At 49.5% G+C, this 11,633-nt stretch carries 12 protein-coding genes and 1 other RNA gene; 4 read left to right on the top strand and 9 right to left on the bottom strand.

The window, feature by feature from the left end:
* On the top strand, positions 1 to 109 hold a 109-nt coding region (locus APU11_RS27360), incomplete at its 5' end, for an IS3 family transposase (RefSeq protein WP_131729156.1).
* Positions 110 to 124: 15 nt separating this feature from the next.
* Here APU11_RS27360 and APU11_RS22305 read toward each other — a convergent pair.
* Positions 125 to 358, bottom strand: coding sequence for a hypothetical protein (locus APU11_RS22305; protein WP_072200491.1), 234 nt, complete (start codon positions 356 to 358; stop codon positions 125 to 127).
* Between the two features lie 697 nt (positions 359 to 1,055).
* Between APU11_RS22305 and APU11_RS22300 the strand changes: the two genes are divergently transcribed.
* Positions 1,056 to 1,649: a recombinase family protein gene (locus tag APU11_RS22300; RefSeq protein ID WP_048972743.1), complete on the top strand. Its 594-nt coding sequence runs from the start codon at positions 1,056 to 1,058 to the stop codon at positions 1,647 to 1,649.
* A gap of 74 nt (positions 1,650 to 1,723) precedes the next feature.
* Positions 1,724 to 2,632, top strand: coding sequence for a P63C domain-containing protein (locus APU11_RS22295; protein ID WP_048972744.1), 909 nt, complete (start codon positions 1,724 to 1,726; stop codon positions 2,630 to 2,632).
* A gap of 487 nt (positions 2,633 to 3,119) precedes the next feature.
* On the opposite strand, the gene APU11_RS22290 is transcribed toward APU11_RS22295, so the two are convergent.
* The 8 genes from APU11_RS22290 to garL all read right to left on the bottom strand — a co-directional run bounded on the left by APU11_RS22290 (position 3,120) and on the right by garL (position 9,594).
* Positions 3,120 to 4,472: a primase-helicase family protein gene (locus tag APU11_RS22290; protein WP_048972745.1), complete on the bottom strand. Its 1,353-nt coding sequence runs from the start codon at positions 4,470 to 4,472 to the stop codon at positions 3,120 to 3,122.
* Entirely contained in the window at positions 4,445 to 4,645 is a 201-nt protein-coding gene (locus tag APU11_RS27355; protein WP_230963141.1) for a hypothetical protein, read from the bottom strand. Before APU11_RS27355 ends, APU11_RS22290 begins: the two co-directional genes overlap by 28 nt.
* Positions 4,646 to 4,778: 133 nt before the next feature.
* Positions 4,779 to 5,270 (bottom strand): hypothetical protein, encoded by a 492-nt coding sequence (locus APU11_RS22285; protein WP_048972746.1) that lies wholly within the window; start codon positions 5,268 to 5,270, stop codon positions 4,779 to 4,781.
* Between the two features lie 97 nt (positions 5,271 to 5,367).
* Entirely contained in the window at positions 5,368 to 5,709 is a 342-nt protein-coding gene (locus APU11_RS28420) for a hypothetical protein (protein WP_131729170.1), read from the bottom strand.
* Between the two features lie 82 nt (positions 5,710 to 5,791).
* A complete protein-coding gene (locus APU11_RS22280) occupies positions 5,792 to 7,195 on the bottom strand; it encodes a tyrosine-type recombinase/integrase (RefSeq protein WP_080350860.1) in 1,404 nt (467 codons plus the stop codon).
* Between the two features lie 278 nt (positions 7,196 to 7,473).
* Positions 7,474 to 7,852, bottom strand: an RNA gene (gene rnpB / locus APU11_RS22275) — RNase P RNA component class A.
* A gap of 59 nt (positions 7,853 to 7,911) precedes the next feature.
* On the bottom strand, positions 7,912 to 8,802 hold the full coding sequence (garR, locus tag APU11_RS22270) for a 2-hydroxy-3-oxopropionate reductase (RefSeq protein WP_013098882.1): 891 nt from the start codon (positions 8,800 to 8,802) through the stop codon (positions 7,912 to 7,914).
* Between the two features lie 21 nt (positions 8,803 to 8,823).
* Positions 8,824 to 9,594 carry a 2-dehydro-3-deoxyglucarate aldolase gene (garL, locus tag APU11_RS22265; RefSeq protein WP_013098883.1) on the bottom strand — a complete coding sequence of 257 codons (771 nt, stop codon included), beginning with the start codon at positions 9,592 to 9,594 and terminating at the stop codon, positions 8,824 to 8,826.
* Between the two features lie 352 nt (positions 9,595 to 9,946).
* Here garL and garD point away from each other — a divergent pair, with 352 nt between their 5' ends.
* On the top strand, positions 9,947 to 11,518 hold the full coding sequence (gene garD, locus APU11_RS22260) for a galactarate dehydratase (protein ID WP_058651409.1): 1,572 nt from the start codon (positions 9,947 to 9,949) through the stop codon (positions 11,516 to 11,518).
* Positions 11,519 to 11,633 lie beyond the last annotated feature (115 nt).

The following is an 11,633-nucleotide window of genomic DNA, read 5'->3' as shown; positions in this document are numbered from 1 at the left end:
TGATTACATCGAAATGTTTTATAACAGTAAGCGTCGGCATGGTTCTAGCGAACAGATGTCACCGACAGAATATGAAAACCAGTATTATCAACGGCTCGGAAGTGTCTAGATTATCCGTGGCGATTCAGTCCATAACTTCAACGACAGCGCCGATATCCCATTTCTTAGTGGATTGGTTCCAAGTTACGGTTCTAAAGGTAATTTTACCGGAACTGATCAACTCACTAACAAACTTTCTTGAGTTCACAGAACCTTCACGATCAAGTGATTTATTATCAATATTTTTATGGGTTTTTACCCACTCGATATGCTGCCCTTTACTATCCATACGGATTGCTGAAATGTAGAAGTCTGTCATTTTTATTTTCTCCAGAGGACGACTGCGATGTGCAATCGCTACAAATCATATCAGGTCATAAGATCTTAATTTCAAGGCAGAGTTGAGAAATTTGATTCCCTATCCTGATCAGCAAAGGAGCTAGAACTTTCCACTTAGTAGGCCAGTCTGGGGCAAGGTGATTTGGCATCGTTCCAGAAAATCGCAGGGGCAAAAGCAGAATTGTCACTCTCTCTGGACACATCAACCGCAACCTCTTCTGATCGCTAAATAATGACCGATTGTTACAGCATGATCGTAACAACAACGTCGGCTCCTCGCTCAAAGCAGACTGTCAGATTTAATTGTGTGCTTCCAGTGAAAAGCGTCAGATCAAGTCTGAGCTAATACAATTAGTACGTCATACTGTCTGCCGGGTAGAATTCCCGGCAACTTACCCAATCCCCCGCCGCGAAGATTTCAGAAGTCCCCTGTCCTCAAATTGTACTCAGAAGAAAAATATCAACGGTGCATGTGCAGCACGGCCTAACGGATTTCCTCCGCTCGCAAGAGTCACGCTGATTCTTTACCAAATATCGGTGGAGGTTGTTGCGGTCTCGTTTGAGTAGACACTATTGATACATACCCCAGACGTTCAAAATGAGTATCAAAACAATATTGTTTTAACTCATTTGATACTGTATCGTTATGGTCATTAAAATGAGACTTCGAGGTAAACATGAAAACTTTCGGGTATGTACGGGTAAGTAGTAAAGATCAGAATGAAGCGCGTCAAGTTGAAGTGCTGGCAACGAAGGCTGACGAGATTTTGATTGATAAAGCTAGCGGTAAGGATGCAGACAGGCCAGCCCTGAAAGAGCTAATGAGTAAAGTTCGCTCTGGCGACACGGTTCGAGTTAAAAGCGTTGACCGTTTAGCGCGTAATACCCGCGATCTGCTGGAAATTCTGGAGGAACTGACCACAAACGGTGTGAGAGTTGAGTTTATTGATAATCACATGGTATTTGATGACTCACCCACCAGCAAATTTATGATCACTATGCTGGGAGCCGTTGGTGAGCTGGAGCGATCTTTTATTCGTCAGCGCCAGAATGAAGGCATCAAGATCGCGAAGGCTAAAGGTGTGTTCAAGGGGCGACAGAAAGATGATGAGATCCGTAAGCGGGTTGCTGAGTATCTGGCTAAGGGGACATACTCCAATGAAGAGATTTACAAGCTGGTAGGATGCGGGCGTGCCACATTCTTCCGTATCAAAAAGGAGCTGAACTCTCCCACCGAATCAATTGCTCCTAACACTCTTAGTAATTTTTAAATTTCCCCACCTTTACTTTTGTCCATTAAGTGATGATAATTGCTTTGAATTTCGCAACCAATGGACAACAAAAAATGGATAAAAACGATATCGATTCATCCAGTGATAACCCTTTAGAGCGTAAAAAAGCCAGTTACAGTGGCAAACTTCATATAGGGAACCTGACATTAAATTGTTACGTTACTGAGGATGGTGAACGATTTATCTCTGGACGCAGCATGACTGCTGCCATTGGTATGAAAGGCCGTGGTGTGGGCATGTTGAGGATAGCCGAGCATACTACATTGCGTCCTTACATGAACAATTCGCTGATTCGTGCAATTAAAACCCCTCTTGAAATTCATGGTAAGACACCTGTCGCTGTTCATGGTTATCGAGCTGAAATTCTTGCTGATATCTGTGATGCAATATTAGATGCAAGGAATGGTGGACGTTTAAAAACCGAGCAGGAAATGAGATATGGAGACCATGCTGAAATTCTGGTTCGAGCTTTTGCCCGTGTTGGTATTGCTGCGCTGGTTGATGAAGCCACTGGTTATCAGGAAGTCCGAGAAAAAGATGCTTTACAGCGAATTTTGGACAAGTTTCTCAACCCTCAAGCTCGAGCTTGGTCAAAAACATTCCCTGATGAATTCTGGCAGAAATTAGTAAAAATGCGTGGTTATGACAGTTATCTAGCCATCAAAAGACCAGCCTTCATTGGCCACTGGGTTAACGATTATGTCTATGCTCGATTGGCTCCGGGTGTTTTACCAACGCTTAAAGAAATTAATCCACGCAATGAGAGCGGTTCTGGTAGGAAGAGAAAGCATCATAGCCATTTGACTGAAGATCATGGTTTACCTGAATTGAAAGAACACCTTAAGAAACTCATGCTTTTGATGGATATTTCGAAAAACCGTCAAGAGTTTGAAAAATTACTCGATCGGGCCGCCCCAAAATTCGGTAACACTCTTGAATTGGACTATGAAGATGATGAGTAGGCGACACCCGCTACATTTCATACTGTAAATGCAGAGCCTCGCGTATGTGCGGGGCTTTATTTTGCCCATTATATGAGGATTTAAACTGAGAAATTCCAGTCGGGGCAGTCGTATCAGAGCGCCATATACCGCTGTCTGGGATGGGTCATCAGTGAGAACGCCAGCTTAGATTTTTATGTGCGTATGAGCGCTGGTGGTGAAAGGTGACCATGTTAAGTAAACGTGCCACCAGCAGTAGAAAGCGGTGTTCCGCTTCAGGATCTGCACATGCGGCTACGCCTTGCCGCCGTGCCTTACTGACGTGCGTCACAGTAACTACGTTATATATAAAAGGTTGATGGGATTATTGGGATTTAAGGGATTAATATTATAACCACATGTTATTATTGAATAATTAATAAATTAATCTTGGGATTATCTTGGGCTTTAATACGCAACATTGGGATTATTGAGCTAAGAATAATCAAAAAGGGGCTGTTAGCCCCGATTAGACAGATACCGTTGGTTTGATACCACCATCGACTTTTCTTTCCTCAACCCACTGAGCCGCCTGTTTTGGTTTCCAGTCCCGAGGGAACCAGTAGCGTGAACGGTCTACGTTCTGACCATTGGTGTAGAGCGGTGCCTGTCGGTAGCCCAGTTCTTCCAGCTTGCGCTTAACCTTATCAGTGCTTTCATGGAATACGCTTTTCAGCATATCCATTTTGAAAACTTTGTTGGATTCCAGCCAGTCGGTCAACTCAATATCCAGCATCGATCGGGACTGCTCAATCATACGGGTTAACGTCGCCGTATGTTCGCAGCGGTTCGGGTTAAAGCCAGCCAGATCATATTGCTGAAACCAGAAGTAAAGCGCGTCAAGATTCCCTTCCTCCTGCAACCATTTATCCAGGCGGTCAATAAATTGCGTGGTATCTTCACGATCCTGTTGGTGCTCAAGGTAGCTTACTGCATACCAACGCCGCTCGTTAGCATCCAGTTTTAGGGGGCGCTTTTCGTTGCTGGCAAGAATAAAGCGGGTGCAAGTATCAACCATCCGTGCCTGAGCGTATTTCTCTTCAACCTGTTGCCGCCGTTCGGTCAGCAGCGACTTAAGCTGTGTTTGCAATGTTTTCGACATTGACTGGCAGTCATCCAGGAAGACCAGCAGGGAGGACGAAAGCACAGAGCTAAACTTCCCGGTCAGCTTTTCATAGGAGTTAAGCAGTGACGCCTGCTTGTTCAGCAATGGGTATAAAATTTGATTAAACAGGAAACCTTTCCCGGTTCCGGTGTCGCTTGTCAACATCAGATGCCAGCTTGGTTTTTCTTCTGGTCGCTGGAACATATGCGCCAGCCACTGGCAAACAGTATGGCGCTCCTGAGTTACAGGGAAGAGGCGTTCCAGATACTCTACCCAGAGTGACAAATCTGTACCGGCTGTGGCGGTTGTCTGTGGTTCGTATGGCCTCCAGGTATTCAGTACGGGTACGCCGTCCGCCTCGTGCACCAGAGGGCGATCGCCTCCGGGGATAAACTCACGCGCCGACGCATATTGAATCCGCTGACGTAGGACACTCAGTAATAGAGGGTTGTTGCCGCTGTTCCTGCCCTCTGACTGTTTCGATAACCATTGCTGATAAAGATTGGTCTCCGCATGGAAAGCGTGAAACTTACCTGTCAGCGTGCTGTAAAGATCAGCACCATTACTACGGGCCAGATAGAAGTAACCCTGTTTGATCAGGTATTCCGCAAACTGGTGCGCCAGCCGTTCGTGCACATTTTTTTCATCAATATAAATCCCGTCGGCATCATTGGAGGCGGCATTATCAATTATTTTTTCGTTGTTCGGGTTTGGCATTTACACTCCACTGAGTCGTTAATTGTATTGGTCAGGTCAATGTATTTCTCGGGCTGGCTGGCAATGATAGTCAGCAGCTTACGGATGAATACAGGTAATGGCATATCTCCACGCGCGGAGGTCAGCCAGTCGGCAGTAGGTCCAGTTACTGTTATGTCATAGATTTTCATCATTGTTTTCTCTGTTCAATGGGGATTGATTTATAACGCTCTGGATCCTCTTCCTTGAGTCTACGCGCGGCGGCTATAGCACGGGCCAAAGCATCAGGATCAATGGTTCTCTCGGGGCATTCGCGGCTCTGTGCTGTCATACAACCCCCTGTTTCAGCAAGTTGCGAAGTTGACCACGCATCGCGGATTGATTGGCTATTGCCTGTTCCTCCGCCTGCCGTCTGGCATCTTCAGCCGCTTCAGCAATCAATGTGTCGATCTCCAATTCCATAGCGTCGATCAGCTCATTGTGGTACTCCTCTGAGGTTTTAACGCGTAGTGCTTCAAGTTCCTGCTCAATCAATGAGGCTGGTTTTTGCAGAGTAACGGAGATCATCGATGGGTTGGCAATAACTGAAGCTGGACCAGCAAGATGAAACCGCCAGCCTTCAAGGATCAGACTTTGGAATTTATCCACCAGTCGCGCAGGGATATCAGTAAAGCTCTGATATCGGTTATAGCGGGCTTCTGCGTTTTCAATACGGCGATGCAGTGCTTCGGGGTCAGGTTGGTATCTGGCTGCAATCTCATCAATAAAGGATTGTAGTTCTGGGGATATTGCATTCTGGGCGTTCTTTTTAGTTGCCATAAGTGGCCTCCGTAATCGGTGAAAATTGGGTATAAGAGATCGCTGGCGCGTGTGGTATGCGCCAGTCTCAGCCGCGTTATGCGGTCATTTGGTGGTATCAGTAAGCGGTGTTGAAAGCCTGGTTGCAGGTCGGGCAGAAGTTCGGACGGCCTGCGGTCAGAAGATACCAGCGGCAGACACTTGAACGGTCAACGATAAAATCAACCAGCCCAAAATCAGCGAACATCGAAAGATTTCGATGCACTGTTGAAAGTGGAAGGTGTACCAACTTTGACAGGTCGAAGGCGGTAAACGGGATATGGCTTTGTGTCAGATGGTGAAGCAGTTGGATTCTTGAAGTTGTCAGCGTTAGCCCGGATGTCTTCAGGATACTGACCAGCTTTTTACGTTCATCAGCCGATGGCGGATAAAAAGCTGGTGGTGTTAAGGCGATGCACAAAATGTCCTCTCTGTAAGTCATTCATCATAGAGGTTATTTTATCATAATCAGCCCAAAAAATCAACGGTAATGAGAATTATTATCACCAATCAACGCAGTCAACTACTGGCAGGAGATCCGACACTGTGAACTTACCTGTATAAGTTTTGGTCTCTCCTATATCGTTATGTTCATGACCGACAGTCTGTTGCACCAGCAATGGCAAGTTCCTCTTTTGAACTTCAGTTATAAAAGTGTGGCGCAGGCTATGTGCTATGCGCCGCTCGCCGTAATCAGTGAGGTAAGGAATTTCAAGAGCCTCACGAACCTCGTGGAATAACCGGGTGATCTGATTGTGGTTTGTGAGATCAGGGAAAATAGAATCACCAGCAGAAAAACCCGCTACGTAGTCCAGGAATCCAAGATCAATCAGGCGAAGGGATAACGGTACTTGTCTCGTCCCTGCTTCGGTCTTGGTCTCATCAATCATGATGTAGTAGCGTTGGCAATCATCATCCAGCCGAACATCTGACCGTTTTAATTTAGCGATCTCTGCCCGGCGTGCACCTGTATAAGCAAGGAGAAGAGGTATCCACTTTTTCCAACCTGATAGCGTTTTGAAATGGGCCACCAGCTTACGCATTTCGGTGAGGCTATATTTGCCATAGCTTTTGCTTTTGGCCTTGTACTTAATGTTGTTCGTCGGAGATGTTTGCAGTACATCCATTTCGCCAATCAGGTAGGCAGAGAAAAATCCTTGGCATAGCTTCAGATAATCGGTGACTGTTTTGGATGAAACCAAGTCTTCTTCAGGAATATCATCCAAGTCTAGGAGCTGTGGAGTTGTCATCCGGTTGTATGGTTTCTTATTTTGTTTAGGAAGCCCCGCCACCACCTCAATCAAATTTTTAATATCACGCCGGGTGATAGCCGTAACCTGAGTTTCAGCACCAAGAACGGCCTCAATCACTTCAAAATATTTTTCATTGCCCTGTCGAATCTTAGGTTCCCAGTCTGACTTAAACTCAAGAAACCCTTTCCAGGCCTCAGCTAATGTTAATGTGCTCTGACTGACACTTTCAGAAACGGCAATCTGTACGGATCTGGGTAAAGGAGCATTTTGTTTTATGTTCGATACAATCTGTGAGTAACGAGTAAGATCTTTTCGTAAAAATGCAGAGTGAGCTTCTTGGGACTGATGCAAAAGCACGGCGTAATTTGCAGCGGCGGACGCGATTTCTTTTTCCATCCCTTGGATGTCACTTTCCGATGACAGCGCCCGTCTAAAGTAGTTTTCCGCTCCTGACTCATCACCGCTGAAAAGTGCATCCTGAAAATGTTCCTGGAAGAAGGAGGAACACGCTTCTCTGAACTCTATCGGCGTAGGTTCTTCATTGTTTAATCGTTCTGCACGTGCTTCGCCGGGAATATCTTCCACATACTGCAAGATCTCGGCGTTCATACCCGCTACGAATAAATCAATGTCCTGCGCCGTTAGTTTTTTCATCGTTTTTATTATCTTGAGAAGTTGTCCGCGCCCTATCCTACCAAGTCTGAAGAGCGATATGTACGGGCTAAGGCGAGAAATGATAAACCGGCAGCGGCGAGGGCTATCAGTCCCCAAAGAACAACGAAAAAACTGACGTTCAGTAAAGCGAAAGTAGACATAGTAAATGTCGTTGCGGCGGAGTGTATGGGGGATGGTGCAACCGTTGGTGTATCCCATTATGTATCTCATTTCTGCTTCTGAGCGCCTGAGATACACCAACGTATTGTTTTGGAATGAGTTGAAGCTGACCGATAAGCCGGGTTCTGTCGTGGACAGTCATTCATCTAGGCCAGCAATCGCTCACTGGCTCAAGCAGCCTACCCGGGTTCAGTACGGGCCGTACCATGTGAACCCCTATTTGGCCTTGCTCCGGGTGGAGTTTACCGTGCCACGGACTGTTACCAGCCGCGCGGTGCGCTCTTACCGCACCCTTTCACCCTTACCTGATCCCACTTGCGTGGGCCATCGGCGGTTTGCTCTCTGTTGCACTGGTCGTGGGTTTCCCCCCCAGGCGTTACCTGGCACCCTGCCCTATGGAGCCCGGACTTTCCTCCCCTCCGCCCGTCTCCACCCGAAGGTGGACGACGACGAAGCGGCGACTGTCTGGTCAGCTTCGGCGCGCAGTATAGTGGGTTTGCACGCCGCTGTCACCCTTGGTTGTAGGGAAGCAGAAATTAACGGGAGACTTCCACCTTCGCCAGTTTTTCGTAGTAGCACGCAATGGCACTGTGGTCAGCGGTGCCCAGGCCATCAGCACGTAGCGCCTGCATCATCTCCATGACGGCGGCGGTCAGCGGCAGTTGGGCCCCTACGCCGTGTGAAGTGTCCAGCGCGTTAGCCAGATCTTTAATGTGCAGGTCGATACGGAAACCGGGTTTGAAGTTACGATCCATCACCATCGGCGCTTTAGCGTCCAGCACCGTGCTACCCGCCAGCCCACCGCGGATCGCCTGGTAAACCAGGTCCGGGTTGACGCCCGCTTTGGTGGCCAGAGTGAGCGCCTCCGACATGGCGGCAATATTCAGCGCCACAATCACCTGGTTTGCCAGCTTGGTTACGTTACCCGCGCCAATCTCCCCGGTGTGCACCACGGAACCGGCCATCGCTTTCATCAGATCGTAGTATTTGTCGAAAATCGCCTTATCGCCGCCGACCATGACCGACAACGTGCCGTCGATGGCTTTCGGTTCACCGCCGCTCACCGGGGCATCGAGCATCTCGACGCCTTTCGCTTTCAGCGCCTCGCTGATTTCCCGGCTGGCCAGCGGTGCGATGGAGCTCATGTCAATCAATACCAGGCCCGGCTTCGCGCCGTCGATAATGCCGTTCTCACCCAGCGCGACCTCTTTTACATGGGGAGAGTTTGGCAGCATGGTGATAATGACATCGCACTGCTCGGCAATGGCTTTGGCTGTGGTGGCGGTTTCTGCGCCAGCCGCCATCACTTCGGCCACGGCCTGCGAATTATGGTCTGAAACCACCAGGGAGTATCCTGCTTTGATGAGGTTTTTACTCATTGGTTTGCCCATAATGCCGAGGCCAATAAAACCCACTTTCAGCGTCATAATCTGTTTTCCTCAAGATGGTTATTTTTTAAAAGCGTCCGCTAATTTCTGCGTCGCAGAACGGAATACGCCGAGGTCGCTGCCGACGGCAACGAAGGTCGCGCCCCACTCCAGATAGCGGCGTGCGTCTGCTTCAACCGGCGCCAGAATGCCACACGGTTTGCCGTGCGCTTTGGCGCGGGCAAAGATGTGCTGAATGGCGCGCTGCACATCCGGGTGACCCGCATTGCCCAGGTGCCCAAATGCGGCCGCCAGATCGCTTGGGCCGACGAAAATGCCGTCCACGCCCTCGGTGGCGGCGATGGCATCCACGTTATCGACACCCTGCTGACTCTCAATCTGTACCAGAATGGTGATGTTGCTGTTGGACTGCGCAAAGTAGTCCGGTACGGTGCCAAACATGTTGGCGCGATGCGAAACGGAGACGCCGCGGATCCCTTCCGGCGGATAGCGTGTTGACGCCACGGCCTGTGCCGCCTCCTCCTGCGTTTCGACAAACGGGATCAGGAAGTTGTAGAAGCCGATATCCAGCAGGCGCTTGATGATCACCGGCTCGTTCGTGGGGACGCGGACCACCGGCGCGCTCTGGCTGCCTTTGAGCGCCATCAGCTGCGGAATAAAGGTGCTGATATCGTTCGGCGCATGCTCGCCATCAAGCACCAGCCAGTCGAACCCCGCCAGACCCAGCACTTCGGTGCTGATTGGGTTTGCCAGTGCGGACCAGCATCCAATCTGAATCTGGTGCGCCGCAAGCGCCGCTTTAAATTTATTTGGGAAGATAGCGTTATTCATCGTATTTACCTTTTTAATTCCGCAGCCCTGGTCAGTATATTTATTACCAGCGTTATATTTATTCTCTATTTCGGCGTGATAAAATCGTCATTCAGTATAATCGCCACTTTCCGGCAGCACATTGTTTTAATGCTCAAGTGTTACGCTCTGTTTCAATAATATTTTGAGCATATGCACAAACCACTGGGCGCTGATGCACAGAATCAGCCATTACTGGTTCGGGAGCGATCGCGATCACATTCTCACGCTCTGTCTCCTGACATGCTCTATTTTCGCAAGCTGCGTTTTTATTTTTGCCATAAGAAAATTGGCTGTATTTATTATCAAATTCTTTACTGGAGAATATTGAACAATGGCCGACATTGAAACTCGACAAGCGTTGCCGACGGCGTTCTATATAAAAGTTCACGACACGGATAATGTGGCAATTATTGTGAACGACAATGGCTTAAAAGCCGGAACCCGCTTCCCGGATGGCCTGGAGCTGATTGAACATATTCCGCAGGGGCATAAAGTGGCGTTGGTGGATATCCCGGCCCAGGGTGAAATCGTGCGTTATGGTGAAGTCATTGGCTATGCCGTCCGTGCCATTCCGCAAGGCAGCTGGATTGATGAGTCTCTGGTTGAGCTGCCAGAAGCCCCACCGTTGAACACCCTGCCGCTGGCGACCCGCGTCCCGGAGCCGCTGCCACCGCTGGAAGGGTACACCTTTGAAGGCTATCGCAACGCAGACGGCAGCGTTGGAACCAAGAATCTGCTCGGCATTACCACCAGCGTTCACTGTGTGGCAGGCGTGGTGGATTATGTGGTGAAACTCATCGAGCGCGATCTGCTGCCAAAGTACCCGAACGTTGATGGCGTGGTGGGGCTGAATCACCTTTACGGCTGCGGCGTGGCGATCAATGCCCCTGCGGCCGTGGTGCCAATCCGAACTATCCACAATATCGCCCTGAACCCGAACTTTGGTGGCGAAGTGATGGTGATAGGCCTGGGTTGTGAAAAGCTACAGCCTGAGCGCCTGCTGCAGGGCACCGAGGATGTAAAAGCCATTCCGGCCGATGAGGCCAGCATTGTACGTCTGCAGGACGAACACCACATTGGTTTCCGTTCGATGGTTGACGATATCCTTGAGGTTGCAGAGCGTCATCTGGCTAAACTCAATACGCGTCAACGTGAGACCTGCCCGGCTTCCGAGCTGGTGATTGGTACACAATGTGGCGGCAGCGATGCGTTTTCCGGCGTGACCGCCAACCCGGCGGTGGGTTATGCCTCCGACCTGTTTGTTCGCTGCGGGGCCACGGTGATGTTCTCTGAAGTGACAGAAGTGCGAGATGCCATTCATCTGCTCACGCCGCGTGCCATCAACGAAGAGGTGGGCAAACGCCTGCTCGAAGAGATGGCCTGGTACGATAACTACCTCAATATGGGAAAAACCGACCGCAGCGCCAACCCCTCTCCGGGGAACAAAAAAGGGGGCCTGGCGAACGTGGTGGAAAAAGCGCTCGGCTCTATCGCCAAATCCGGTCAAAGTGCCATTGTAGAAGTCCTCTCGCCGGGCCTGCGCCCAACGAAACGCGGCCTGATCTACGCGGCAACCCCGGCCAGTGACTTTGTTTGCGGCACCCAGCAGGTGGCTTCCGGTATTACGGTGCAGGTCTTTACCACCGGACGCGGTACGCCGTACGGCCTGATGGCGGTGCCTGTTATTAAAATGGCCACCCGCACTGAGCTGGCTAACCGCTGGTATGACTTAATGGACATTAATGCAGGCACCATCGCCACCGGGGAAGAGAGCATAGAAGAGGTAGGCTGGAAGCTGTTCCACTTTATTCTGGATGTGGCGAGCGGCAGGAAGAAAACCTTCTCGGACCAGTGGGGGCTGCACAATCAGCTGGCGGTGTTTAACCCGGCACCGGTGACGTGAGTTTACTGTAAAACCTCCCATAGCATGGCTTCGGCCATGCTTTTTTTTTCTTTCGATTCTTTCGCATTCTTACCTTTCATTTCGGTTCTTTCATTTTTAAGATACCAATCACAAA

This window comes from Enterobacter sp. 50793107, assembly GCF_001463365.1.
Classification (GTDB): Bacteria; Pseudomonadota; Gammaproteobacteria; order Enterobacterales; family Enterobacteriaceae; genus Enterobacter; species Enterobacter cloacae.
Note: the sequence above shows the minus strand (reverse complement) of the source record. Positions and strands in the feature narration are given on the sequence as shown.